At 34.5% G+C, this 26,082-nt stretch carries 21 protein-coding genes and 1 tRNA gene; 10 read left to right on the top strand and 12 right to left on the bottom strand.

The window, feature by feature from the left end:
• Positions 1–11 precede the first annotated feature (11 nt).
• Genes MWU65_RS09340 through MWU65_RS09320 form a run of 5 tightly spaced genes read right to left on the bottom strand, consistent with a single transcriptional unit; the run spans position 12 to position 5,605 of the window.
• A complete protein-coding gene (locus MWU65_RS09340; RefSeq protein ID WP_247077266.1) occupies positions 12–1,496 on the bottom strand; it encodes a cellulose synthase family protein in 1,485 nt (494 codons plus the stop codon).
• Between the two features lie 2 nt (positions 1,497–1,498).
• Positions 1,499–2,188 (bottom strand): glycosyltransferase family 2 protein, encoded by a 690-nt coding sequence (locus tag MWU65_RS09335; protein ID WP_247077264.1) that lies wholly within the window; start codon positions 2,186–2,188, stop codon positions 1,499–1,501.
• Complete coding sequence (locus tag MWU65_RS09330; protein ID WP_247077262.1) at positions 2,188–2,670, bottom strand: hypothetical protein; 483 nt, start codon at positions 2,668–2,670, stop codon at positions 2,188–2,190. Before MWU65_RS09330 ends, MWU65_RS09335 begins: the two co-directional genes overlap by 1 nt.
• A 2-nt stretch (positions 2,671–2,672) precedes the next feature.
• Entirely contained in the window at positions 2,673–4,253 is a 1,581-nt protein-coding gene (locus tag MWU65_RS09325) for a 4Fe-4S binding protein (protein WP_247077260.1), read from the bottom strand.
• A gap of 8 nt (positions 4,254–4,261) precedes the next feature.
• Complete coding sequence (locus MWU65_RS09320) at positions 4,262–5,605, bottom strand: FAD/NAD(P)-binding oxidoreductase (RefSeq protein ID WP_247077259.1); 1,344 nt, start codon at positions 5,603–5,605, stop codon at positions 4,262–4,264.
• A gap of 250 nt (positions 5,606–5,855) precedes the next feature.
• Between MWU65_RS09320 and MWU65_RS09315 the strand changes: the two genes are divergently transcribed.
• The 4 genes from MWU65_RS09315 to MWU65_RS09300 are packed head-to-tail and all read left to right on the top strand — an operon-like array spanning position 5,856 to position 10,084.
• Positions 5,856–6,731, top strand: coding sequence for a hypothetical protein (locus MWU65_RS09315; RefSeq protein ID WP_247077258.1), 876 nt, complete (start codon positions 5,856–5,858; stop codon positions 6,729–6,731).
• Between the two features lie 48 nt (positions 6,732–6,779).
• Positions 6,780–7,781: a glycoside hydrolase TIM-barrel-like domain-containing protein gene (locus MWU65_RS09310; protein WP_247077257.1), complete on the top strand. Its 1,002-nt coding sequence runs from the start codon at positions 6,780–6,782 to the stop codon at positions 7,779–7,781.
• Positions 7,768–9,045, top strand: coding sequence for an outer membrane protein assembly factor (locus tag MWU65_RS09305; protein WP_247077255.1), 1,278 nt, complete (start codon positions 7,768–7,770; stop codon positions 9,043–9,045). The genes MWU65_RS09310 and MWU65_RS09305 overlap by 14 nt, the downstream gene beginning before the upstream one ends.
• 28 nt (positions 9,046–9,073) lie before the next feature.
• On the top strand, positions 9,074–10,084 hold the full coding sequence (locus MWU65_RS09300) for an N-acetylmuramoyl-L-alanine amidase (protein ID WP_247077253.1): 1,011 nt from the start codon (positions 9,074–9,076) through the stop codon (positions 10,082–10,084).
• Here the strand turns inward: MWU65_RS09300 and MWU65_RS09295 are convergent, their stop codons facing one another.
• The 7 genes from MWU65_RS09295 to MWU65_RS09265 form a co-directional block, all read right to left on the bottom strand.
• Positions 10,085–10,795, bottom strand: a complete 711-nt coding sequence (locus tag MWU65_RS09295) for a TIGR04283 family arsenosugar biosynthesis glycosyltransferase (protein WP_247077251.1) — start codon at positions 10,793–10,795, stop codon at positions 10,085–10,087.
• Entirely contained in the window at positions 10,782–11,528 is a 747-nt protein-coding gene (locus tag MWU65_RS09290) for a DUF547 domain-containing protein (protein ID WP_247077249.1), read from the bottom strand. Before MWU65_RS09290 ends, MWU65_RS09295 begins: the two co-directional genes overlap by 14 nt.
• A 105-nt stretch (positions 11,529–11,633) precedes the next feature.
• Positions 11,634–12,455, bottom strand: a complete 822-nt coding sequence (locus tag MWU65_RS09285) for a purine-nucleoside phosphorylase (protein WP_247077247.1) — start codon at positions 12,453–12,455, stop codon at positions 11,634–11,636.
• Positions 12,452–13,075 carry a TIGR04282 family arsenosugar biosynthesis glycosyltransferase gene (locus MWU65_RS09280; RefSeq protein WP_247077245.1) on the bottom strand — a complete coding sequence of 208 codons (624 nt, stop codon included), beginning with the start codon at positions 13,073–13,075 and terminating at the stop codon, positions 12,452–12,454. The genes MWU65_RS09285 and MWU65_RS09280 overlap by 4 nt, the downstream gene beginning before the upstream one ends.
• A 6-nt stretch (positions 13,076–13,081) precedes the next feature.
• Positions 13,082–13,573, bottom strand: coding sequence for a rhodanese-like domain-containing protein (locus MWU65_RS09275; protein ID WP_247077243.1), 492 nt, complete (start codon positions 13,571–13,573; stop codon positions 13,082–13,084).
• Between the two features lie 376 nt (positions 13,574–13,949).
• Positions 13,950–20,105, bottom strand: a complete 6,156-nt coding sequence (locus tag MWU65_RS09270) for a DUF2272 domain-containing protein (protein ID WP_247077241.1) — start codon at positions 20,103–20,105, stop codon at positions 13,950–13,952.
• 251 nt (positions 20,106–20,356) lie between these two features.
• Positions 20,357–20,429 (bottom strand) — tRNA-Phe (locus MWU65_RS09265).
• Positions 20,430–20,529: 100 nt separating this feature from the next.
• On the opposite strand from MWU65_RS09265, the gene MWU65_RS09260 reads away from it, so the two are divergent.
• The 6 genes from MWU65_RS09260 to MWU65_RS09235 are packed head-to-tail and all read left to right on the top strand — an operon-like array spanning position 20,530 to position 26,063.
• Positions 20,530–21,258: a type III pantothenate kinase gene (locus MWU65_RS09260; RefSeq protein ID WP_247077239.1), complete on the top strand. Its 729-nt coding sequence runs from the start codon at positions 20,530–20,532 to the stop codon at positions 21,256–21,258.
• Positions 21,259–22,536 carry a hypothetical protein gene (locus tag MWU65_RS09255; RefSeq protein ID WP_247077237.1) on the top strand — a complete coding sequence of 426 codons (1,278 nt, stop codon included), beginning with the start codon at positions 21,259–21,261 and terminating at the stop codon, positions 22,534–22,536.
• Between the two features lie 39 nt (positions 22,537–22,575).
• Positions 22,576–23,967, top strand: a complete 1,392-nt coding sequence (locus MWU65_RS09250; protein ID WP_247077235.1) for a hypothetical protein — start codon at positions 22,576–22,578, stop codon at positions 23,965–23,967.
• A 1-nt stretch (position 23,968) separates the two neighbouring features.
• Positions 23,969–24,574, top strand: coding sequence for an LPS export ABC transporter periplasmic protein LptC (gene lptC / locus MWU65_RS09245; RefSeq protein ID WP_247077233.1), 606 nt, complete (start codon positions 23,969–23,971; stop codon positions 24,572–24,574).
• Positions 24,571–24,771 carry a hypothetical protein gene (locus MWU65_RS09240; protein ID WP_247077231.1) on the top strand — a complete coding sequence of 67 codons (201 nt, stop codon included), beginning with the start codon at positions 24,571–24,573 and terminating at the stop codon, positions 24,769–24,771. The genes lptC and MWU65_RS09240 overlap by 4 nt, the downstream gene beginning before the upstream one ends.
• Positions 24,772–24,773: 2 nt before the next feature.
• Positions 24,774–26,063, top strand: coding sequence for a hemolysin family protein (locus MWU65_RS09235; protein ID WP_247077230.1), 1,290 nt, complete (start codon positions 24,774–24,776; stop codon positions 26,061–26,063).
• The last annotated feature ends 19 nt before the right edge of the window (positions 26,064–26,082 follow it).

Below are 26,082 nucleotides of genomic sequence, written 5' to 3'. Positions count from 1 at the left end.
CCTATTACCACTTAGATTTTAGACGATAGTGATTTAAAAAAGACATAGCCAAATCCTAAAAACAACATAAAGTGAAAGGGAAACAGTCCAAAATCGTTTAGGGGAATGGCAGAATACATGCCAAATAAGAAATAGATCGTTAAACCAAATTCTAAAATCACATGAGGCGATAGTTTTTTAGCAAGGTATCTTTTTCCTTTCCAACTATCAGAAATACTATTTATGTTGAATTTTGGGGTACGTACAAATTCACTTTTTTTCCCAAAATGGCCTTCTAATACGGCAACACTATTGTGCAGCGAAAAACCTAAGGCCACAGAAAAGAAAGTAAAGAAAAGCTTTATATAGGATACAAACTTACTAAATCCGCTTCCTTGAATACTTTTATACGTAAACCAATAACAGACAAACAAAATAACGGTACTTAGTATAAAAAAACTTGTCACTTCAAAAACCCATCCCAAGGTTTCATTTCTGTTTTTTATATAGAGCATTGGTATGCTTAAAACCGCAACGAGAAACACACATAAAAACATGGAACTGTTGAGCAAATGCATAACCCCGTGAAACTTAGTTTTAAAGGAAATGTTTTTAGCAGAAACCACACTCCAAACCGATTTTTTAAAATTTTCTGCCCCACCCTTGTTCCAACGAAATTGTTGCGAACGTGCCGCTGAAATAACAACCGGTAATTCTGCAGGTGTTTCTACATCTTCTAAATACTTAAATTTCCAGTTTTTTAATTGTGCTCTATAACTTAAATCAAGATCTTCGGTTAGTGTGTCTCCTTCCCAGTTACCCGCATCTATAATGCAAGTTTTTCTCCATATACCGGCAGTTCCATTAAAGTTAATGAAATGTCCTTTTGCATTTCTACCAACTTGTTCTAGTGTAAAATGCGCATCCAAGGCAAAAGCCTGTATTCTTGTTAGTATGGAATAATCTCTGTTGATATGGCCCCAACGGGTTTGGACTACACCTATTTTTTCATCTTTAAAATAAAGTACAGTTTTCTTTAGCCAATCTGTACCCGGTAAAAAATCTGCATCAAAAATGGCAATAAAATCACCTTTTGCCGTCTTTAAACCTTCTTTTAATGCGCCTGCTTTAAATCCTTGTCTGTTGGTTCTTCTAATGTGTTGTATGTCTAAACCCGTTTCTTGTAGTTTTTTTATTTGTTCAGCTGTGTCCAATACAGAACTGTCTGTTGAATCATCTAAAACCTGGATTTCTAATTTATTGGAAGGATATTCCATTTTTGCAATATTTTCTAACAACCGTTTTACTACGTATTCTTCGTTAAAAATTGGAAGTTGGATGGTAACAAAAGGTACTTCCCTTGCATCTAATAAGTTGAATTTTGGTGCGTCTTTGTTTTGTTTTTTATACCCTAAATAATTAATCAGTAAATTAAGTTGAGCCAAGCTGTAAAAAAAAATCAGTATGAGTGATAAACTGTAGATACCAATAATAATGTATGTTATTGCAATTTCCATAACTATTTGAAGCTGTATTTAAATATCCATCCAAGGATTTTTATACCGGCAAAGATAGTACCTTTTACTGTGCCTGATACCTTAGAAACACCAATTCTTTTTTTATAGCGAACAGGGATTTCCACGTATGTTAGCTTCTTTTTTATTGCTTTTAGTTGCATTTCTACCGTCCACCCATAAGTTTTGTCTTTCATTTCTAGTCCAAGTAACTGATCGTACTTGATAGCTCTAAATGGACCTAGATCTGTGAATTTGGCCTTGAAGAACAGTTTCATTAACACTGTAGCTAATTTGTTTCCAAAAACTTGTTGTGGCGTCATACTTCCATTTTCACGAAGTTCTTTGGTCCGTGCACCAATAACAAAATCAATATTATCTTCAATAATTGGCTTTACTATTTTGGTTAATTCCCCGGGGTAATCCGAATAGTCGCCATCCATAAAGACGATTATATCAGGTTTATCATCCTTTTTGGAAATATAGTCTAGCCCCTTTAGACAAGCGTTACCGTATCCTTTTTGGTTTTCAGTGAGTACTGTTGCACCTGCCTGATTTGCATTTTTTGCGGTATCATCGGTAGAGTTGTTATTTATAACAATGATTTCAGAAACAGAAGATGGAATTTCTTGAATAACTTTGCCAATGGAATCTGCTTCGTTATAAGCCGGAATAATTACGTTTATTACTGCCATCACTTTAAATCGGATATATTGTTTTCCTTTTTGAATTTGACAAGACTAAACCATTCTTTAATTTTTTTTCCATTCTTATATTTTTCTGCTGAAGTCAGTTTTTCGTTTTTGTAGATCAAACAATATCCATTTTTTACATTATGTAACAACTGGCATTTGTGATTAATACTACCACTATTTGCATAAAAGAGCCACCAACCTGTTTTTTCATTGTTGGTATAGTGCCCCTCTTTTAAGCGTATGCCATTTGGACTGTAAAAGTACCAATACTTTTCTTTTTTATTTACTTTAAAGTGTCCTTGTGCTGATAATGTCTTGTTTTTATGGTAGAATTTCCAAAATCCTTCCTTGGTGTTGTTTTGCAGCCACCCTTCTGCTTTCAATTCACCAGAAGGATAATATTGTTTTACATACTTTTCTTCAACAGGTCCTTTGCTAGATGCAAGAAGTAAAGCGCATAAAAGTAGGATGCGAGAAAACATATTTATTTTTTGTTTACCAAATCCATTAAATCCACATCATTACCTAACAACACTTGTGTTGGGTTTATCCGACCTTCTTCTGGTCCGTTTTCTAATTTTAATACACCACGTGGGCAAACGGCAGAGCAAACTCCACAACCCACGCAACTAGAACGCACAATATTTTCTCCCTTTTGAGCATAAGCACGCACGTCTATTCCTTGTTCACAATAGGTAGAACAGTTACCACATGATATACATTGTCCACCATTTGTTGTAATTCTAAATCGAGATTTAAAACGTTGAACAAATCCTAAGTAGGCCGCTAATGGGCAGCCAAACCTACACCATACCCTGTTTCCAAAAATAGGATAAAACCCGGTGCCTATAACCCCAGCAAAAACAGCACCTATAAGGATGCTGTAACTATTTTGTACTGTTTGGGTTTTTATGCCGAGTACGGTATTGGCATCCGTAAAAAAGCTATAAAGTGTCATTGCTGTCATAGCAACAGCAAAGACCAATACCAAGTGAACTAACCAGCGTTCTACTTTCCAAGAAAATAAAGATTTACTAGAATGTTGTCTATAAGGATCACCTAAAGTTTCCGCTAAACCACCACAACCACAAACCCATGAACAATACCATCTTTTGCCAAAGAAATAAACCATTACAGGCACAATTACCAAGGTTAGTACAATACCCCAAACTAGGATAAAAAGTCCAATGCCCCCAGTATTGATAAGGGATTTTATGTTCCATTGGAAAAAGAAATCATAATCTAATGGAAAAGCATTCTTAAAATCATAATATGGCATTTGTAGCCTTACCATAATTTCAGGTATTAAAAAAGCAAATACAATTTGAAAAAATAGTACGGATGTTGTACGGACCATTTGATACGTATTATGGCGGTATTTTATATACATTCTAACGGCCATTACACTCATGACCACACAATACATAAAGCCGTAAACAAACCAATGACCTGCAGGGTTTCCGCTTAAACTTTCACTAATGGGGTCTACCAAATAGGTCCAGTTCACCGTATATTCAGAAAAAAAGTAGAGTATGATATAGAAGCTAACCAAAAAGATAAAAACAAGCCATGCTATCCAACCTCTATTTGTAGCGTTTTCGTGATAGATGCCATCATTTTTAATGCCTTTTTTACCGAGGAAGATTACATTTGGGACAATAAATAAAAGGGCACCAATGATGCCAAATCCAAAGGTAAAGAACCACATAAGGCCTTTGTTTTCAACAATAAAACCAGTACCTGATTTTTTGCCAATTTCGGCAGCCATATCACTTGGTTTGGTGTAGATTACCTTATTGTATTCTTTGTTCTTTCTATGCTGGGCATTGGCATTCTCTAAAGTAGAGGACACAACAGCGGCTAGGCCTGAAATACCATTAAATTCCTTGTTTACAAGCGTATTATTGATGTCATTTATAAAAATTTCGCTTTGAATGTTTTTTGCTGTTAAATAGTCATCAACGATTTCAGGAGTTACTTTAAAGGTACCAATGACGGTTAAGGATGCAAAAGTTGCTAGTCCGATTAAAAAAATAACAAGGCCTATATTTTTTATTGTTTTCATATTAAAAATTAAACGTTGTTAAAAATTCGTTTCCAGCTTTTCTTTTTTGCTGTAATGGTTGTTCCATATGTTGCATTGTATTTGGATATGATTTCAGACTCGTACTGTTTGTAAAATTCGGGGTCAAAATTCGCATCCTTTAAATATTCCATGACGTAATCCATATTTTTTTCCTGTGTTAACCAGCGATCAAAAATTGCATGTCGCATTCGGATGCCAAAAGTGTTAATGCCTAAAAATTGTTTCGTTTCTTTATGGAATGCAATGGTTATACAGATTTTTTCTTTGGCGTGTCGCCAGTGAAAATGCTCCTCGTACTCATTTTTGCTCTGTTCACTAAATACCCATCCATAAGTTTGGTATTCTATATCTAAAAATTTAGCAGAATTAAACCAATGTCCAGGTTTGTATTCTAGTGGGTTTCCGCAAATGGTTTGCGCCACAGTTTCTCCCATCATTCTCCCGGTATACCAAACGGCTTCAATGGTTCGGCGCTGCCCAATAGCTTCTCGCTGCTCTGCACAATCTCCTATGGCATAAATGTCTTTGTTATTTGTTTCTAAAAACCGATTTACCAGAACGCCTCTTCCAATTTCAATGTCGGTCTCTTTTAAAAAATCTACATTTGGTGATACACCGGCAGTAAGACCAACAACAGTACATGCTATGGTATCGCCTTTGTCTGTTACTACAGCTTTGGCGCATCCATGTTCATCCGCAATGATTTCCTTTAAATTAGTACCTAAACGTAAATCAATGTGGTGCTCTTCAATATGCTCGTTAATAAGTGCCGATTCTCCTTTTGGTAAAACACCATTCCAGAAACTTTCTTCCCGTACTAAAAAAGTAACCGGTATTTTTCTACTGCGCAGCATTTCTGCCATTTCAATGCCGATAAGCCCACCTCCAACAATTACGGCTCGTTTACACTGCTCTTTATTGGGGGCATTTTTTTCAAGGTTATCTAAATCTTGCTTTGAGTACAATCCTTGTACGCCTTGTAAATCTTGGCCTGGCCAGCCAAATTTATTTGGTTTGGAACCTGTGGCTATAATTAATTTGTCGTAAGAAATCGTAGTATTTTCTAGTACTATTTCTTTGCGGTTGGCATCTATTTTAGTAACATACCCTTGAACCAAATCGATACGATTTTTCTTCCAGAACCAATTTTCGTAAGGCTGAATGTGCTTAAATTTCATATGACCCATATACACATACATAAGTGCAGTACGAGAAAAGAAATATTCGGTTTCGGCAGAAACTATGGTGATTTTTTTATCTGATAATTTACGAATATGCCGAGCTGCCGAAACTCCTGCTATACCATTGCCAATAATTACTATATGTTCCATAAAATGTAAAAATGTTAATTTGTATGTCGTAAGTATTAAGGTAAACTTAAGAAGGTTATTTTATTTATACTTACTCTAAATAAGAAATCAATGGATTGCATTTGTCCATAAAATGTGATATTTAGGGAATAGTTTTGTTTAAAATAAGGGATGTTGTAGGTTTTTAAATATACAACGACAAACCATAACAAATCACTAATTTGCTATTAATTTTTAAAAAGGGAATAGTGCCAACCATAAAATATACACCATGCATCAACGGATAACAATTGTAATAGTAATAAGTTTTTTAATTTCTTTTTTAGGGTATTCTCAAGACAATGATGGTCCTAAAAGTAATATTCAACAGTATACACCTTCAAAATTAATTGGGAAAGGGCAGTGGGATATAAAATGGTTTAATAATTTATATACAGAGACCGAAGCTAAATATGAAACAAAGATTGCGGTGCCAAGGGCTAGTTATTTTACATCTACAGTAGAGGCATATACCGGTGTTGGTGAGCAGAAAAGATGGAATCTTGGGGTTATATTAAAAATACGATCTAATGCTGTTGATGGCAGCAAAACATTTGATGTTTTTAAGTTTGCCAGTGAAGATGGTGTGTCTAGATCTGGTTTAACAGCTTTTGCACCATCTGTTAAGTTTGTGCCATTTGAAGCTGTAGGGAACTTTTCTATTCAAAGTTCTTTTTATATTCCATTGGTGAATAAGGAAGTAGAGAACAATGTTTTTTTAGATCAGAAAGGGTTTATTTGGCAAAATAAATTTTTCTATGATTATACCTTCCCTGGAGATAACTGGCAGTTATTTTCGGAGCTAAATACCGAATTGAATTTTGGTGACAGGGAGGAGAGTTTTGCCAACAACAGCTTAAGTCTAACTCCTGGGGTTTTTCTAAGTTATTTTCCTACTTACAAATTTACCTTGCTTGCTTTGGTGCAACACTCTCAACGGCTCGATTTGGGTAATAATTTTGCTCAAAATTATACAGCATTAGGCGGTGGAGCAAAATACCAATTAACAAATGCCTTGAACGTAGAATTGCTGTATACTAATTTTGTAACAGGGAGTAATACAGGGCTTGGTGAAACCTTTAATTTAGGATTGCGCGCTATTTTTTAAAAAATCGTTTACAAATAATGTATTTTAGGAGTCAAATTACTTTTTAAAATGAAAAAAATTGGACTGCTATTGTTGTGTTGCCTGCAATTTTCGTGTAATAGTCAGGTTGCAGACAAATTTAATGGGGTGAGTTTTGTGGCATCCCGAGAAGAAATAAATCAAGAAAATGTAACACCAATTTTATCTATTAATGCGAATTCCGCGGCCGTTATGCCTTTTGGTTTTATACGTGATATTACATCTCCTAAAATAATTTTTGATACTGATAGGCAGTGGTTTGGAGAAACAAAGGCTGGAGCCAAACAGTATATCGAAATCCTACACAAAAACAATATCAAAGTAATGCTAAAGCCTCATATTTGGATTTCTAGAGGGGAATTTACGGGGAATTTAACAATGAACGATGAAGTAGCATGGAAGAAGTTAGAAGAGGCATTTCATAAATTTATTATCAATTACGCAACATTGGCGCAAGAGGAAAATGTTGAAATATTTTGTATTGGAACCGAACTGGAACAGTTTGTAAAGAGTAGACCTATATTTTGGAACAATCTAATTCAGGAGGTACGGACTATCTACAAGGGGAAATTAACCTATGCCGCCAATTGGGATGAGTATGATCGTGTGCCTTTTTGGGAAAGCATAGATTTTATTGGTATAGACGCTTATTTCCCGCTATCAGAAGAAGAACATCCTACCATTGATCAGTTAAAAGCAGGATGGCAAACCCATAAAGAAAAGATAAAGAACTTATCTAAAAGTGTAAATAAACCTGTGCTTTTTACAGAATATGGGTATCGAAGTATGAACTATACGGCGCACAAACCTTGGTTGGTGGATAGAAATGAAGGGAATGTAAATTTAGAAGCACAAGCCATAGCGACCAAAGCAATCTTAGAAATGTTTTGGAAAGAAAATTGGTTTGCAGGTGGTTATGTCTGGAAATGGTTTATTAGGCATGAAAAAGCAGGAGGGGAAAACAATAATAGATTTACCCCCCAAAATAAACCAGCAGAACAAGTATTAAAAGAGTTTTATGGGGACAAGTAAACTAAAACAGATGGGTTTTAGTTTGACTTTGCTTTTTTTTTATGCGGTAGGGTTTTCTCAGGAATATAAAATAGATCAAGTTGACTTCGTTGGGACAAAAAACACAAAGGTTTCTTTTTTAGAAAAAATAGTTTCTGTAAAAGCAGGGGCAATGGCAGATTCATTAGCCTTGGAAACGGATGTGAATCAATTAAAAAAATTACCTTCAATAGCCAATGCATCCTTTGTATTGCACTCTAATTCTAGTACCTCATATGTGGTTGTTTTTACAATTGAAGAAAATTTCACACTAATACCTTTTGCAAATGTATATACCTCATCTAACGATGAATTTGCCTACAGAATAGGGTTGCAAGAATTTAATTTAACGGGCCGAAACATGATCATAGGTGCCTTTTATCAAAAGGATATTTTTGACTCTTACGGCATAGCCTTACGAGCGCCTTACCTCTTTAATTCAAAAACGGGAGTAGCCCTTAGCTATAACAACCTTGTAACCCAAGAGCCTGTTTTTTTTGATAATACATCAGCAGATTACAAATACCACAATTCCGCTTTTGAAATTATGGGTTTGTATCAATTTAATCAGAAAAATAGTATTGACCTAGGAATGAATTTTTTTAGGGAAAAATACAATTACTTAAAAGGGGCTACAAACCCTGCAATTCCGCAACAATTAGACATTCGTAAGTATTCGTATAAGGCCTTGTATAATTACAATAATATTGAATATGATTTTCAATATTTATCGGGTTTTAAAAGTGTTTTAAATCTACAATATGTGAACAGTTCTAATAGGAATTCAGACAATTTCTTAGTTGGATTTACGGATTTAATGTATTACAGACGAATTGGCATTCGAGGCAACTGGGCCAATAGATTGCGATTGGGACTAGCGACGAATGATAAAACACCATTTGCCCCGTTTTCAGTAGACAATAATGTTAACCTAAGGGGAGTAGGGAATCGGATAGACAGAGGAACAGGTTCCATAGTTTTGAATACAGAATATAGGCATACTTTGTTAGATGAGGATTGGTTTGTATTGCAAGGAAATGCATTTGTAGATGGAGGTACTTGGCGTAATCCCGGTGGTGGCTATGATGATTTTATAAAAAATGAAAATATTAGGATATATCCCGGTATAGGAATTAGATTTATGCACAAGCGTATTTTTAATGCCATATTTAGGATAGATTATGGTTATGGTATCACAAAAAATGCATCAAAAGGCTTGGTTTTTGGAATTGGGCAGTATTTTTGATAATATTTGTAGTAAAGAGAAGAGAAAGATGATGAGAAAGATTGGTATACCCTATTTGGTTTTGTTTTTTATGGCTACATCTGTTTTTGCCCAAGAGGATTTAAAAACGGTGGTCGCTAAAAAAGGAGATGGTATTTATACGCTATTAAAGAATTTTGGAATGAATCCATCGCACTATTACTCAGATTTTGTTGCGCTTAATGAGAGTAATTTAAGGAATGGCAAACATTTATACGAAGGTAAATCGTATAAAATACCAAACAAAAATGCAACATTAGAAGGGAATGATGAATCCAAAGCAGCTGTAAATGGTTATCCTATATTTGGGGAAAAACACGCTACCGTAGTAAAGAAAAGTAGCAAGTTAGCCGGGGCAGTTTATTATTTAATTTCAGGTCATGGGGGTCCAGATCCTGGGGCAGTAACAAAATACGGAAAAAAACTAATTTCTGAGGATGAGTATGCCTACGATATTACATTGCGTTTAGGGAAGGAATTAATTTCTCATGGAGCTCTAGTTTATATTATTATAAGAGATAATAACGATGGTATTCGGGATGAAAAATTATTAACTGTAGATTATGATGAGGTGTGTTACCCAGATAAAATCATTCCATTAAATCAATTGGCCAGATTAAAACAACGAGTAGATGCTGTAAATGACTTATATCTTCAAAATAAAGGAATGTATCAAAGGTTAATTGTTACGCATATAGATAGTAGAAGCGTGGGGCAAAATATAGATGTATTCTTTTACCATCACGAAAAAAGTACAAATGGTAAACGTTTGGCAGAAAGCATCCATAAAATGTTTCACGCAAAGTATAAAAAATACCAGCCTAGCAGAGATTATACAGGAACTTTTTTAGATAGAAGTGGTCTCTATTTGGTTAAAAATACGCTGCCTGCAATGGCGTATATAGAAATTGGGAACATTAAAAATAAAAAAGATCAGAAGCGTATATTGGTTCCTGAAAATAGGCAGGCACTTGCAAAGTGGATTAGTGAAGGTGTTTTGTTGGATTTTGAAAATAAATAATTAATTAGCGATGTTCTTTTTGTAGTAATTGTATAGTTCTTCAGGACTTTTTCCTATGCTTTTTTGAAGGTGAATCATGCCAAAATGATATTGTAATTTTAGCATACCTATTTCTTGATACTTCCGGGCCGAAGTAATGACTTTGTCAGGTAGAATGATAAATATTTTTTCTTTGTATAATCTAGCTATAAATTCACCGTCTTCGTAAATAATATAGTCTTCATTATAACCATTTAGTTTTGTGAATAAATTTTTCGTTATAAAAAGTGATTGGTCGCCTCCCCTGCATATTTTATGATTTATACGGGTAAACCAAGCGAAAAATTTTAAAAATAAACTGTTGTTATCAAATTTCAATCTAAATGAGCCGGCATACTGCTCTTTGTTTACGGCATTTAAAATTGAAGTGTCAAAATGAGGTGGAGGTATTGTATCTGCGTGTAAAAAATAGAGGATATCGCCTGTAGCGTAATTTGCACCAACATTCATTTGTTTTGCCCTTCCCTTTTTAGAATGTAAAATAGTGGTGTTTAGCATGGTGGCAATAGCAATGGTAGTGTCTGTACTGCCGCCATCTACCACAATTATTTCTTTAATATTCCCTGCAGTGCACCGTTGCCGAATAGCATCAATAAGTGGTTCTATTGCAGCTTCTTCATTTAAAACAGGAATAATGATACTGAGCGTAGGGTTGCTTTTACTTTGCTTCATTAAGGCTCCAATTATAATCTGTATATTTAATTTTTGCGTCTGATGCGATCTTCGTTTTTGAGTATTTGTTGATGAAATCTACTAAAGTTCCATCTTCTGTAAAATCTGACTTAAACCATTTGAAAATTTCAGACAACTGTACATTATCTGTTGTGATTTTGTTTCGTGTTACATCTCCTATAAATTCTTTTGTTGCAGTCTGCAGTTGCTCCTCCATTGTGTTTGCTAAAAATGCATTGTTCAAAAGCTTAGGGCAAGAATAAGAGGCGCAATTGATAGCAAAATGAATGCGGGGTTCGTTCATCTTCCTTAAAATTTTGTGCTCAATTGCTCCTAAGGAAAATTTAACATCACCAATGGCAACTATTTTTTTATCCCATGGTGCGTTTATGTCTTTAATACTTTGGGTAGGGTAATTGTCTAAAATTAGCTTAACTGTCCCTGCATTGTATAGATTTATATAATAGGCTAACTTTTCATTTTTAGACCAATTTTTTGCTGGGGCATTTTGTTGTAATAAGCTAAGATATCCTTCGAGCTGATCGATATCTTTTAAAAACCCTTTGTAATTAACATCTCCATTTTCAGCTACATTTTTTTGCAATAATACATTCCATGTCTGGTGACTTGGTGCGGGACCAAAAGGTATTTCGGTTACTTTATTAGTGGTGGTTGTGTAAAAGAAACCTACGATCGTTATCAAGATTAGTGTAATTCCTATTTTAAAACTCATTTTCATTATTTTTTACCTTATAAGTCTGTCAATTTCTATAAAACTAACAAACACAGCTTTGTTTTTTTTAAGGAGCAATACAAAAAAAGGAATTTGTAGTATTTTTTAGGCTTCAATACTTTTCAGTAGTTCTCGAAACAAACGGATCATTTTTGGTTCCGTTTTTCCTGCTATTTCTAGAATCTCAGTTATATCTACAGCCTGTAGGTTGTCTGGGTCACATTCATCGGTTAAGACTGATACAGCCAGGATGGGTAATTTTAGATGATTAGCAACAATGACCTCTGGTACAGTACTCATACCTACTGCATCTGCCCCAATTATTTTAAGCATTCGGTATTCGGCCTTGGTTTCTAATTGTGGACCAACAACAGAAGCATAAACTCCAGTTTGTAGTGAAATACCTTCTTTCTTTGCAATTGCTTTTATTTTATTGCGCATGATAAGATCATAAGGTTCGTTCATATTTACAAAGCGATCGCCAAAGAGCGAAACATTTTTAAAGGCTAGCGGTGAGCCTCCTTGAAGATTAATGTGATCTTCAATGAGCATAATGTCCCCTTTTTTATAGTTTAAATTAATGGCGCCGGCAGCATTTGAAATAAACAGATGTTTTATACCCAACTGATGCATTACACGAATGGGGTAGGTAACATCTAGTAAGTCATAGCCTTCATAAATATGAAATCTACCTTGCATAACTACTACTTTTTTGCCTTCTAAGGTGCCGTAAATTAATTTTCCGGAATGAAACTCAACTGTGGCCAAAGGGAAAAAGGGAATGTGGTTGTAATGTGCTTCTATTGGGTTTTCTATTTCGTCTGCTAGTTTACCCAATCCTGTTCCTAATACAATACCTAATACGGGAGCATTGAATCCTTTATTTTTTAGATAGGCAACAGATTCATCTAATTGTTTTTTAATCATTCTATTCTATTTTTTAAAAAGGGCTGAAACACTTCTATATCTTTAATGTCCTCATAATAATCAACATCGTTTTTAGGTGTCAGCAGTTTTAAAGTGTTGTTGTTTAAATCATTTAAAGTGTCATTGAGTACAGTTTCTGTTCCCCATTTTTTATTTTTAAAAACTGCTGTGTTAAAAATACGCATTCCCAATAAATAATAACCACCATCTTCTGCAGGACCAATCACAAAATCGTGTTTAGATAGTTGTTCAAATGCATTTTCTATATCATTAGTTTCTATATCATACATATCGCTACCAACAACAATAATATTTTGATAGCCCTCTTCAAAACCTTGTTTAAAGGCATTTTGCATCCGTATGCCTAAATCTTCGCCCGATTGGAGTTTTTTGTCAAAAATATCATTCTCCCAAATATCATTCTCCCAAATGGAAGTTGAGTAATGCACTTGTTTTGTGGCATCCACATTTTTTGTTATCGCAACGGTGTGGGCTAATAAAAATTTGTAAATATCCAATGCAATTTCATCGCCAACTTTTGTGGCTAGGCGCGTTTTACACTTTCCAAGTTCAGGGTTGCGCGTAAAAATAAGTAGGAGGTTGTGGTTCGATTTTTTCAAGGATAGTTAATTTATTTTCTCTGCATTGGTCAACAATCTACTCCAATACTTACTATGGGTATGCACTTTGTTGGTTTCATTGTCATTAGCATCATAAATGGGATTATTTTTATTTTTCCATTCAAAAATACCGCCATATAAATTTTTTACATTGGTATAGCCCGCAGCTTTTAGTTTTTCACCTATATCCTCAGAGCGAATACCAATAGAACAATATACAATAATTTCTGCATTTTTATTTTCAATTTTGGAAGTGATAGATTCAATGTTAAACAAGTCATAGCCAACGCAGATAGCGCCTTTAAGGTGGCTTGTGTTGTACTCTATTTCTTCCCTTGTGTCTAATAAAATAACATCACTTTTTTGTAGTAAGGAATCTATGGATAAATACGGAATGCTTTCTGTATTGTGCTTTTTTAATAATTTTTTAATCGACGATTGTCCGTAGTTGTTTACGGTTAAAAATAGAACAAAAAACAAACAATAATACTGTTTCATTGGGGCTCGAGTTTTTGTAAAGATACAATTTTGTTAAATTAATTTAGCAGTGAGAGGTACAGTATGAATGGAAACACAGTAGTTTTCTGCTTTGGTGAAATTTGATTTAAAATAGTGAATTTGATGATGTTTCAGTCTGTTTTGTAGAGTATTCGTGTCTCCAAAATAAAAAATTGGGTTATTGTTTAGTATATTACGGATGAAGGAATTTATTGCTTCACCAAATCTGAAACAAATAATAATTAATTATTGAAATATAAGGTTACCTAAAAAGGAGCAAATTTGTAGTCGTATATTAGTGGAAAATGGTGGTCGATAGCAACCACCATTTTAGGTTTGGATATTAAAATTCTATCTATATATAATTTAACTGTAGCTATAAGTACCTAACTAATACATCGGTTTCGCTAATTAATATTCTTTCATAATCCCCTGCTCCATTAATTAATCCAGGCACTCCAGTTATTGAATGGTAACCAACAGAACCAATTGCGGTCATATTGTCCCTTATATTTTGATTTACTACATCTAATGGAATATTGGTTACATTAGATTCTTGAACTAATTTTCCATCAAGATCTATTGGGCGAAGTTTATAAGCAACTTTATTTGAGGAATTAGTCGTATTTCCGCCTACAAGCCTTGCAAATTTATCTCCATCAATTTCTACTATCTCCACGATGATATCCACGTGACTTTGGCCACTTGAAGGGGTAATTCTACCAGTATCATCTATGTCATACGAAGCTCCTGATCTCCCATTTACAATTAAGTCACCTAATTGTACAGGTTCATCTATAGGATTGTATAAAGCGATTGTGTTTCCAGATAATTGCATGCTTCTTGAAATATAACTTATGTGATTTCCACTAGCTTTAAATATGCCTAAATTGTCTAAACAACTGCTTGCATGTCTTAATAAAACTCTTTTAGTAATATTGGTAAAGGTATCATAGTCAGCGAGTGAATAACCATTAAATGTAGCCGAATTTGGAAAATGGCTAACTACCGCATGTAAATAAGCCCTCATAAATAAATATGAAATAAATGCAGCACTCCAAGCCACTTGTGTTGGCGCAGTTTGTTCTGCTGTTTCTTCAGCCTCAGAAACCGACCCTTTTAGTGGCAACCAATATTCAGTAACTTTTGCTATTCCATTAGTATTGTTATCTAACAACCCTCCTGTCCACCAAGTATTAAATTCGTCATGCGCTACCTGGATTGCATAATCAATTACGGTTGAAGAAGGAATGTTCCAATGAGTGTTATTAGAAATGCTTTGACCTTCTGATTGCTGAATTAAATGGTCACGAAACCTAACAACTTGTAAGAATAAACTCCCTGTATTATCAGTTACCATTTGTTCGAACATTTCTATAAAATCATCGAAAAATTCAAATTGCTCCTGACCATTTTGGGGATTAACGAATTTAAAGGTTACATCGTTTGGAATATTTAAATCTCCTTCCATTCCGAAAAGTAATAAGGCATGGGGTGAAAATCCACTAGAACTGTTGGCGTCAATGGTTACCCAGAGAGGACCATAGGTGCTCAGCCAATTGTAATATTGGTGTAAGGTGTAGCTAGCAGATGGCATAGCTTCCATTCCTAAGGCTTCAATGAATTGATTTTTTTCAGACGCCGCTAAGCCTGTTTGGTTAATAAACATATCGAGGTAGTAATTTTCAATTGCAGGGCTTAAGTTGTTGCCGGTTGTTGTTAATACTTCTTCAATTGTATTATTTCTCCTCATTTTCCAGTTCATTAGCATTGTTGCTACGGTTGCCCAGCAACCCATAGTAGGCTGTGTCATTCTATCAATCTGGTAACTTATATTTATCGGTTGCGCTCCTTCAGAAGGTCTCACGTTTATTGACTCATGGGTTCCATCAGCATCGGTGCGTTGTGCTTGAACCGTTTGCCCTCTGCTTACTGCTTCTGAAGCGGTTTGAGCTAATGATGGTCTATTTTGTTCACGATCAAATTGAGCTGTTTCTCTAACACTTTCTCCGCCATCGATTTGTTGTTGCAAATGCTGTCTAGTTAAGTTTTGTGCATCTTCATCTGTAATATTCCCAGCTTGGCGAGCTTGTGTAATACCATCTGCAATTCCTTGTGAATTCTGAGTATTGTGTTGTTGCGTCGCTAAACTCTTGGACATTTCAGCAAAAGCTTTGGCGTTTTCTTGATTTGAAAGATAAGTTTTAATCGCATTATCTTGGTTTTTGGCTAAGCCTGTTATATCGTTAAAAGCCCCCGGATTTCCTAATATTTCAGAGAGTTGCGATAATCCCGCAGCAGGTGCAGGCGCATCTGGTGCATTTTGAATGTTTACCATAGGAGTGGCAAAATTTTTATATTCAGGTTTGTATTCTGTTATAGTGGGTGTTGGGGTTACTACGGGAGCAATCGATGTTGGATCTTCTGTCCTGAATTTGTCCCAATCTTGAGAAGAATTTTCTTTAACCATTTCACAAGCATCACAAGAACCTTGAATGGCTTCCATAAATACCCCCCGCGTTGGTACACTTAACCTGTAAGGAGGCATTGGTGTAATTGGTTTGTAATAGTCAAATAATGATTTTTCTACGAATAAATTGTCGCCTATTTCCTCGATCATATTATTTCGACCTACCCGGTAACCACTAGCTACCGGGAATACCATAGAATTACCTGTTATTGTTACCAATTCATTTTTAACAACAGATGCCAAGCTACGCATAACCGATTTATGACCAGTTGAAGTATAAGTTTGAATGTTAAACCCATCGAGTAGCATATAGCGTCTATCGGCATCCAAGTTTCGCCATAAGACTTTATTATAGTGTTCTAAGCTACTATTGAGGTGTTCTATAAGTTCATTAACGATATATTCATCCTCTTTTCTTGGATTCTTTTTCTCAAGAGAGTTAAGGGGAGTTAATATATTCTCAATGTCATCGTGTAAATCATTTTTCAAACTTCTATTGACTAATGTTGAAGAATGGTAGTCACTCCTGTAATTTATTTGTATGCTATGTAGATTAAAAGTTATATAATTAAAAAACAGATCATGATGTTCGCCTGTCAGTGGAGAGGTAAAATCAATTTTTATCTTCTCAATAGATTTACGGGTTTTATTTGCGGGTATTCCATTATCCTTTATATAATATTTTAGTATTCTATTTCCTCCTTTATATTTTTGTTGTTCAGTAAGATCAATATCTCCAAGGGGTGTAATAGATATTCTTGCTCCTCCACTTCCAAAACTATCTTTTATGAGATTACTAACAACTTGGGGCGCAATGTGTTCGTTAAATATTCTATCCCAGTCTGCAATTACATTTCCGTTAAAGTAACTAAAAAGTTGTTCTAGGTCCATATCTAATATTTTAGCATAGGCCTCCCATAATTTTTTCTCTTTTTCCATTCCAGCAAAAAAATCCATTTCAGTTGGAGTTTCATCTCCATCAAACACGATTCCTACGAAATTGTTAAACACATTTATTCCATTTGAACCATCAAAACTGACCCTTATACATTGAGCAGGAGGCACAGTTTCGTAATTGGCATCTAACGTCATAAACATATCAAAAATTTGTCCTCTAGTTAAAACCTCCGTTGAAGTAGTATTCCGCTTTATACTAGGGCCTTTGGCTGCGCAGGGTGCAACGGCACCTATGACAGTATCCTTGATGTTTTGACGAATTGTTCCGGGTACATCTATTCCCGCATCTGTAGTTATTGTTGTTTTGATTATAGGAAAGGATAAAATTCTATCGAAACGGGTCTTAGGTCTTGGGATATGAACATTAATTTTTAAATATCCCGTTAGTTCAGAAATTACTTCATCGGCATATGTTCCATCTGGAAAGTCGACCCTAGTATAATCTGTTTTAATGCGTTCGTTGGCATCAAAAGCTCTTAATAATGGATGTTGTCGTCTTAAATAAGAAAATGCTTTTAAATAGGTATTTGATGGTGTTGGAAGTAGGTTTGTAGCTAAAATATCCTTCCATTTATGAATATTTTCTGTGGAAAAATTGGTCATAAGAAGAGGAACAAAAACACATTCTTCTACATGAGAAAGTTCTTGATATATTGCATAATGACGCAATACTTCAAAATACATCATAGTGAGGGAATGACAGTGGTTATGATTGGCTATTGTTTCAGCTGTTACCCCGTACTCTTGTCCTTCTGTAACTGTTGTTACTACAGAGGCATTTAGTTGTCTATAGCTCTCTGCATTTTGTTGAAGTGACTGTCTTAATTTTTCGCCAAAAAACTGAGAGATACTCCTAGAGCTATTTTGTGAAGCAGACGAATTTGAATTCGAAAAACCACCTGCTACTCCTAATGAAGCACCAATACCACCATAGGATGCACTTGCTCCTATACCCGCAGACATTCCCGATGTATGTGCTTTACTTCTGCCACTGACATCTTCATTTAACCCTCCACTTAATTGATCTGTGATAAAACGATCACTAACTAATTCTGCAGAAAGACTTTCCCCTTGTGAGATAGATTGTGATTCCGCCCCAGTTAATGAATGAGAAGATTCAAATACAACGATTTGTTTTTTTTGACCAGGGGCTAACGGTAGCGAGTAGACTAAGTCGCCTAATGAATAGCCATCTGCCTTAAAAACCGATTTATAGTGAAGTATATGTCCTGTAGCAACAGTGACTGATTGATATAGGGACAAGTTTTCTTTGGCGTCTGGTGCATCTTCCCATCTAATCGGATTATTTAAATCTATCTCTTTACGGGTAATTATTTTTTTATCACCTACTAGGTTATATTGTACCTTCCTTCCTAATTTTACTTTTTGTAAAACATAGTTGGCTACTTCTGGGTCTGATACGCGAACAATGGCGTTGTAGCTATATTCTCGTAAAGTCCTGTTCGGAGTTGAAAGATTTAGACATGCGCCTCCAATATCTTGAGTATATTCATCTGAATTAATTAAATCTTCTTGATCAGGTAGTCGTTTGGCTCTAATTTTAGAATTACAGTCACAATCGTCGTGTTCATTCGTTTCTTTGTCGGTCACAACAATTTCCTCGTCAATTAAAAGCAAGAATATAAAATCATCCGAAATTGTTTCATTATTATTTTCTAGATTAATTACTAAATCTACTGGGCTATTTGGCATTAGCGATACCATTGCTTGGGCAACTTGATAATTCCCGTACGGATAGTCTAGTGAGAAATTTCCAGATTTATCTGTCATTGCAGACCCAATGATTTTAAATAATTCATCTTCCCCCTTTTTCCCTTGAATAACTACAGTAAGCTCATTTAAAGTATATTTGTTTCCATTTTGCAGCACTTTTCCTCTTAATCTCTTATTACTTTTAGGTCTTCCAGTATTGGAGTCAGTTTCAATTTCTCCAGAGGGGTATTTTTTAATTTTTAAATCAAGATTCTGTAAGGTAGTATCCTCTTTATTATATTTTTTTTCCCATAAAATTGCCCCATCATAACCTTTTACCCTTATGGTAATTGGACCAGAAACATTGTTAGAAATTAAGGGCACTTCATTACTAAATTTAAAATTTATTGTATTATTTATTATTGTGTCTTGGGCTAAAGTCCAGTTGTATTTGATGGTTTTTGACTTTCCATTTATTTGTAAATATTCCATAAAGAGGTCATAAAAATCCAAATCCTGTTTTAATAGTTCGTCTTCCGTAATAATTTGCAGTTCACCTCCTATTTCCAAGGTTTCAATTTTAGGTATAGTTATAGGGAAATCAAATAATTTGTTAAAATTATTTTTTAAATAATCAAAGAATTCTTTGTTTACTGTGTATTCTGTTTTTTTGAAAAAATCTACTAGTTGTGTATATCCAATGGTAAATTCTTCAGAAGATAATTGGGGATAATCTCCATTAAGATCTACAAGAACCTGAATAAAATCCAAAACAAATTTATCGGTAATATCTCTATCAGGATACCCAGAGTCAAATAGATATTTGAATAATTCATAGGCTTCCTTGTTAATTAAAAATACTCTTTTATTATATTGATTGGAAAGGTTGGTTATGCCTTGGGTGTTTAGTGCGTCTTTCTTTTTAGAGTTAGCCTCACCATAAATACTAATATATTTTTCATATTCTACTTGATGAAATCTTCGGTCAAAATCTGATGAATAGGATGATTTTAAATAGTAAATACCTTCAAACTCTCGAGTGGCTATAATTTGATTAGTGTCATCCTTGATTGTGATGTTAAATTTAAAGGAATAATCATTAATATTAATTCCATCATCTTTTAGGATATCAATAAAATGGTATAAATAGAAGCCATAAATATCCTCGATAGTTTTACCAGATAGTTCATCTAGAGGTAAGTTTACTTTATAAGTGTTAGTATTAATGTTTTGTGACGCCATAAAAGATATATGACTACTAGCATAGCGAAAAATTTCAGTCCGTTTGCTAGTGTAAGAAAATATTGGGATTGTAACTTCAATTAGAACATTGTTGAATTCTAATTGATTGTTATCGCCCTCCGAAATGAAGTTGAATTGTACAGAAGCCATAATGTATATTATTTACTAGTTATGAATGTATTGCTCAAGCGATGCGTGGGGAGACTTTACAATTAATTTACGAATGGACATCTTATTTTTGATGTTAATTTGTATATATGTAGGATAAATCTGTATAATTGGCGCTGTTGTGACTCTTAAAGAGTTCACTTATGGTTTTATTTTAAGGAGAATAGAGAAAGTGTTGATTCACAGGATAAAGAAAGCAAAAAACCCGAACATTTCTGTTCGGGTTTTTAAAGTGGTGCCTCCAGGAATCGAACCAGGGACACATGGATTTTCAGTCCATTGCTCTACCAACTGAGCTAAGGCACCATGCCGTTAAGCGGCTGCAAATATAATTTCTAATTTTCGATATCCAAACAAAAATGCAAAAAAAGGTTGTAGTTTTTTTACATTTTTTAATCTTTGTACTATGAATTTAATTATTGATGCGGGTAATACCTCAGTAAAAATGGCGGTTTATAAGGGAAAAGCACTAGTTTCTTTTGCTACTATAATGCCATTAGATTTTTTAAATTCCCTAAAAATTATTTTTAATGAGTTTCCGTATATTAAAAACGCTATTGTTTCTTCTGTACGAACTTTGGGGGAGGAAGATGTGAAGCAACTTTCTGTGTATTGTAAGGTACATGTGCTAAACGCCACGACCAAAATACCATTTAAAAATGGGTATGGCACTCCCAAAACTTTAGGTGTAGATAGAATTGCATTGGCAACTGCCGCTTTTTATCACAACAGAAATGGAAATACTTTGGTTATAGATGCAGGTAGTTGTGTTACGTATGATATCATTACTAGTAAGGGAGAATATTTAGGCGGGGCGATATCGCCGGGAGTTTCTATGCGTTTTAATGCAATGCATAACCAAACGGCAAATTTACCATTGGTAGAAAAAGAGGGGGATTTTGAGCTTATTGGAAATTCTACAATAACAGGAATGCAAAGTGGTGTTGTTAACGGAATTTGTTTCGAAATAGATGGTATAATTAGCCAATATAAAGCGAGATTTGCGGATTTAACAGTTATTTTAACAGGCGGCGACGCTCAATTCTTGTCAAAACGATTAAAAAATACCATATTTGCGCATTCCAATTTCCTTGTAGAGGGACTTAACTGTTTGCTGGAATACAACAAAGACTAAATGATAAGAAAAATTACGATTGCAATAGTATGCTGTATGGCAGGTACTATTTACGCTCAAAACGGCACGGTTTCACCATATTCATACTTTGGTATAGGGGATTTAAGAGGTATAAATTCTGTTGAAAATCAAATGATGGGTGGTATCAGTATGTTCACAGATAGCATACATATAAATTTAAATAACCCTGCAGGATATGCCAATTTGAGGCAAATGACATATACTGCTTCCATATCTAGAAAAGAAATAGGATTAAAAGGAGGAGATGAGAAACAAAACGCTTCCGTGACAAACCTAGAGTATTTAGCTATTGGGTTTCCGCTGATAGACAATGTGTTAGGAGTAGGCTTTGGCTTAAGGCCATATAGTTCCGTTGGTTACGGAATTAGTTCTGAGTTAACAGATCCAGATGCAGGATTAATAAATAATGAATATAGTGGAGATGGAGGCTTAAATACTCTTTACTTTTCTCTTGGGTATAAACTGGCAAAAAATATAAATATTGGGGCTACAGCAAACCTAAATTTTGGAACCATAGAAAGCAGAAGAGTACAAACTGTTGAAAATGTTCAATTTGGAACGTTTGATTTTAGAAAATCTAATATTAGTGGAGGGAATTTTAAATTATCCGCTAATTATACACCAATGATTACAGATAAAGTTAGGATGAATACTTATTTGGGTATCGATACTCAGGTTAATATGTCTTCTAGAAATACAAAGTCTGTTGGCTCTTTTTCTGCGAGTACCGGGCAGGAGATAGAAAATATTGATGTAAATTTAGACCGTTTAGGATTAAAAGATAGAGGAATAATGGTCCCTACAAATACAACCGTAGGTATTGGTTTTGGCCAAGATAGAAAATGGTTTGTTGGAACTGAAACCAGTTTTCAAGGCCTAGATGACTATAGTGCGCCATTTTTTACCGTTGATAATTTGGTCTATGAAAATGCAACAAGATTTGCGTTGGGTGGGTTCTATATACCAGACTATACATCCTTTACAGACTATTATAAGCGAATTACATATAGGGCAGGGACTAAATTTGGAAATTCAGGTTTAGTTGTTAATAATGAGAGTATTAAAGACTTTGGCATAACTTTTGGAGTTGGTTTACCAATGAATACTCCTAACGATCCTTTCTCTAATATTAATATTGGATTTGAGCTCGGCCAAAGAGGAACAACAAATGCAGACCTTATTAAGGAAAATTATATTAAGGTAAGTATAGGATTATCTTTAAATGCAAAATGGTTCCATAAGCGAACAATAGATTAAAAAGAATAGTAATAACCATTTATATAAAAACCAATTAAGATGAAAAAGAAACTTTACTATATAGCGATTGCTTTTTTAAGCGTTATGGGTGTAAGTAATGCACAAGAAGGCACGGCTGCGGCTGTGGATGATACGGAATGTAGAAATAACCTTTCTATTTACAATGAACACGTAAAAGTGAAAAACTTCGATGCTGCTTATGAGCCTTGGAAAATGGTCTATGAAACATGTCCAGATTATCACTTTGCGAACTATGTTTATGGTGAATATATTTTAAAACATAAACTAAAAAGCGCTACTGGGGCAGAAAGAACCGCTTTAGTAAATACCCTTTTAGGCTTGTATGATAATTGGGGAAAATATTTCCCTACAAAACACAGTACCAAGGCAGATCGTCTTATTGATAAGGCAATGCTGAAGTCTAGTGAAGATATGTCTACTACCGAGGAATTGTATAACGATTTAAACACTGCCTTTAGAGAAGACGGAAAGAATTTTAAAAATACTGGAGCATTATTCCTATACTTTAAAAGTTTGGTAGATTTACATAAAGAAGGTAAGCAAGAGTTGCAAACCGTTTTTGACCTTTATGATGATTTATCTCAAAAAATCGAGGAAATAAACAAAGAGGTTACAGATAGAATAGCTAAATTGTTGGTTAAAGAAGATGCTGGTACCATTACAAAAGCTGAGAAAAGTCAATTGGATGCAGACACTCAAAATTCTGAAAAGTACGGTATTGTTGCAAATAATATGGATGTTAAACTAGGAAGTTTAGCAGATTGTGAGAACTTGATTCCCTTGTACGAGAAGAATTTTGACGCAAAACAAGATGACTTAGAGTGGGTAAAAAGAGCAGTAAGTAGAATGTTTAATAAGGAATGTTTGGATTCTGAAATGTTTAAAAAATTGTTTCAAAGACAATTGGCTATGGAACCTTCGGCAAATGCGTATGTTTATTCTGCGGCTTTAAAATTAAAGGAAGGGGATAAAAGTGGAGCTTTACAAGATTTCACTAAGGCAAGTGAGTTAGAGACAGATCCATATAAAAAGTCTAAAATTTTATATAAAATAGCGGCTAGTTATAGTAGAATAAATAAAGCTACTTCCTATAAATACGCACAACAGTCTTTAAATTTTGACCCTTCTAATGGAAATGCATATTTATTAATGGCTAGTGCTGTAGGTTCTAGTGCAAATGAATGTGGTTCTACGAAGTTCGAGAAATTAGCGATTAACTGGAAAGCGGCTGAATTGGCTAGAAAAGCAGGTAGAGTAGATCCATCTTTAAGCTATAAGGCATCAGCAACAGCCAAAGCATATAATGATAGAGCGCCGTCAAGAACGGATATCTTTTCAAACAATATGCAAGGCAAAACAGTTAAGTTTAACTGTTGGGTTGGTGGTAGTGTAAAGGTGCCTAACCTATAAGATGAGAATTATAAAAACATATAGTTTATTTAAAAGCATTGTCATATTTTGTATGGCAATGCTTTTTTCGTGCAAGGATAACTATAAGCGCGTGGGTGATGAAGCACAAAAGGTGGTGTATCCCCAGGGGGTCGCTAAAGATTTGGTGTTTACCTATACAGAAACCCAAGAACCCGTTAAAAATGCAGAAGCAACAGTGACTAAGGTACAGGCGGTTTTAACAGCGGCAGTTATGGAGGATTATGACAATCTTAGTTTTCCCAGAAACGTTTTTCCAAAAGGGCTGCAAGTAGATATCTACGATGAAAAAAATAAAAAAAGTGTAATTACGGCCGATTATGGTATTAGTTATACTTCAACAAAATTGATAAGTTTGCATGGAAATGTGGTTATTAATACCTATGATGGAAAACAGTTTAAAACGCCACAATTGTATTATGATCAAATAAATAAATGGATATTTACACAAGAAAAGTTTGAGTTTGTAAATCCTGAAGATGAATCTGTCATGCTGGGTACGGGCTTCGATTCGGATGAAAAGTTAACCAAAGTAAATGCCCATAAAACAACGGGAGTAAAAACATTTAAAGATAACGAGGAATTATGATGAAAATATTAAAGTATACGGAGTTTTTATATTTAGCAGTAGCTATTATATCCCTATATCAAATTTATGCATTGTGGAGTGCTGGTGAAGAATTTTACACCTTTGTTTTCTTTGCAGTGGTTTCTATTGGGATGTTTGCTTTTCGTAGACATTACAGGAAAAAATTTGAAAAAAGAAAACAAGACAATAACTCATAATAGTGGGCACCTCTATAGTTATTATAGTTTTATCATTACTCTTTTCGGCTTTTTTTTCAGGCATGGAGATTGCTTTTATTTCAGCGAATAGAATCCACTTAGAAATAGAGAAAAAACAAGAAGGGATTTTATCTACCGTATTATCTAAATTAACATATAAGCCTTCAAAGTTTATTGCCACCATGCTTATTGGTAATAATATCGCTTTGGTTGTGTACGGTATGTATATGGGAGATTTACTGATGACTTGGTTCACTGGAATGCTGCCAACTGGGAGTGGTTTTTTAGATGTCCTATTAACAGATTTTGGGTTAGTGGCCCAAACAATTGTTTCTACCCTAGTTATATTAATTACAGCAGAGTTTTTACCCAAAGTGCTTTTTCAGATTTATGCAAATTCTTTTTTAAAGGCGTTGGCAATACCTGCCTATTTTTTCTATATTATTTTTTCTTGGATTTCCAACTTTGTGATAAGGGTGTCAGACTTTGTATTGAAAGTATTCTTTAAAACGGATGGTGATCATAGTCAGCTTGCATTTAGTAAGGTTGAGTTGGGCGATTATATTACAGAACAACTAGAAACAGTTGCTATGGAAGATGTGGTTGATTCGGAAATTCAGATTTTCCAAAATGCATTGGAATTTGCGGCGGTGAAGGCACGGGAGGTTATGGTGCCAAGAACAGAAATTATAGCCGTAGAACTGCATGAAACACCAAAAAACTTAACAAAATTATTTACAGATACCGGATTGTCTAAAATAATGGTCTATAAAGATACCGTGGATGACATTATAGGCTATGTACATTCTTTTGAGCTTTTTAAAAAACCAAAAACCATTAAAAGTATTTTATTGCCTTTAGAATTTGTTCCAGAAACGATGTTGGTAAGTAATATATTAGATGTTTTAATTAAAAAAAGAAAAAGCGTAGCGGTTGTTTTGGATGAGTATGGAGGTACTTCTGGGATAATGACCGTAGAAGATATTGTAGAAGAATTGTTTGGAGAAATAGAAGATGAACATGATTCTACAGATTTAGTAGAGCATCAAATTGATGAAACTACCTATAAATTTTCAGCGCGTTTGGATGTAGATTATATTAATGAAAACTACAAATTAGAGCTTCCAGAAAGTGATGAATATGAGACGCTTGGTGGCTTAATCGTTAATGAAACCGGAAAAATACCTGAAAAAGATTCAGAAATTAAAATAGAAAACTTCAATTTTAAAATACTAGAAGTGTCCAATACCAAAATAGATTTGGTAAGCCTACATATACTTGAAAAAGAGTAGTTTTTCGGGGAATTAAAAT

Origin of the sequence: Cellulophaga sp. F20128, from assembly GCF_023015805.1 — a bacterium.
Classification (GTDB): Bacteria; Bacteroidota; Bacteroidia; order Flavobacteriales; family Flavobacteriaceae; genus Cellulophaga.
This window is presented reverse-complemented; position numbering and strand designations above follow the sequence as displayed.

What these genes read in the sequence shown, in the direction of transcription:
- MWU65_RS09270 (WP_247077241.1), bottom strand. Translation starts at nt 20,105, where the DNA reads ATGGCTTCTGTACAATTCAACTTCATTTCGGAGGGCGATAACAATCAA.
- MWU65_RS09250 (WP_247077235.1), top strand. Translation starts at nt 22,576, where the DNA reads ATGAAAAAGAAACTTTACTATATAGCGATTGCTTTTTTAAGCGTTATG.
- MWU65_RS09315 (WP_247077258.1), top strand. Translation starts at nt 5,856, where the DNA reads ATGCATCAACGGATAACAATTGTAATAGTAATAAGTTTTTTAATTTCT.
- MWU65_RS09310 (WP_247077257.1), top strand. Translation starts at nt 6,780, where the DNA reads ATGAAAAAAATTGGACTGCTATTGTTGTGTTGCCTGCAATTTTCGTGT.
- MWU65_RS09295 (WP_247077251.1), bottom strand. Translation starts at nt 10,795, where the DNA reads ATGAAGCAAAGTAAAAGCAACCCTACGCTCAGTATCATTATTCCTGTT.
- MWU65_RS09305 (WP_247077255.1), top strand. Translation starts at nt 7,768, where the DNA reads ATGGGGACAAGTAAACTAAAACAGATGGGTTTTAGTTTGACTTTGCTT.
- MWU65_RS09300 (WP_247077253.1), top strand. Translation starts at nt 9,074, where the DNA reads ATGATGAGAAAGATTGGTATACCCTATTTGGTTTTGTTTTTTATGGCT.
- MWU65_RS09325 (WP_247077260.1), bottom strand. Translation starts at nt 4,253, where the DNA reads ATGAAAACAATAAAAAATATAGGCCTTGTTATTTTTTTAATCGGACTA.
- MWU65_RS09330 (WP_247077262.1), bottom strand. Translation starts at nt 2,670, where the DNA reads ATGTTTTCTCGCATCCTACTTTTATGCGCTTTACTTCTTGCATCTAGC.
- MWU65_RS09320 (WP_247077259.1), bottom strand. Translation starts at nt 5,605, where the DNA reads ATGGAACATATAGTAATTATTGGCAATGGTATAGCAGGAGTTTCGGCA.
- MWU65_RS09255 (WP_247077237.1), top strand. Translation starts at nt 21,259, where the DNA reads ATGATAAGAAAAATTACGATTGCAATAGTATGCTGTATGGCAGGTACT.
- MWU65_RS09275 (WP_247077243.1), bottom strand. Translation starts at nt 13,573, where the DNA reads ATGAAACAGTATTATTGTTTGTTTTTTGTTCTATTTTTAACCGTAAAC.
- MWU65_RS09285 (WP_247077247.1), bottom strand. Translation starts at nt 12,455, where the DNA reads ATGATTAAAAAACAATTAGATGAATCTGTTGCCTATCTAAAAAATAAA.
- MWU65_RS09290 (WP_247077249.1), bottom strand. Translation starts at nt 11,528, where the DNA reads ATGAGTTTTAAAATAGGAATTACACTAATCTTGATAACGATCGTAGGT.
- lptC (WP_247077233.1), top strand. Translation starts at nt 23,969, where the DNA reads ATGAGAATTATAAAAACATATAGTTTATTTAAAAGCATTGTCATATTT.
- MWU65_RS09335 (WP_247077264.1), bottom strand. Translation starts at nt 2,188, where the DNA reads ATGGCAGTAATAAACGTAATTATTCCGGCTTATAACGAAGCAGATTCC.
- MWU65_RS09260 (WP_247077239.1), top strand. Translation starts at nt 20,530, where the DNA reads ATGAATTTAATTATTGATGCGGGTAATACCTCAGTAAAAATGGCGGTT.
- MWU65_RS09240 (WP_247077231.1), top strand. Translation starts at nt 24,571, where the DNA reads ATGATGAAAATATTAAAGTATACGGAGTTTTTATATTTAGCAGTAGCT.
- MWU65_RS09340 (WP_247077266.1), bottom strand. Translation starts at nt 1,496, where the DNA reads ATGGAAATTGCAATAACATACATTATTATTGGTATCTACAGTTTATCA.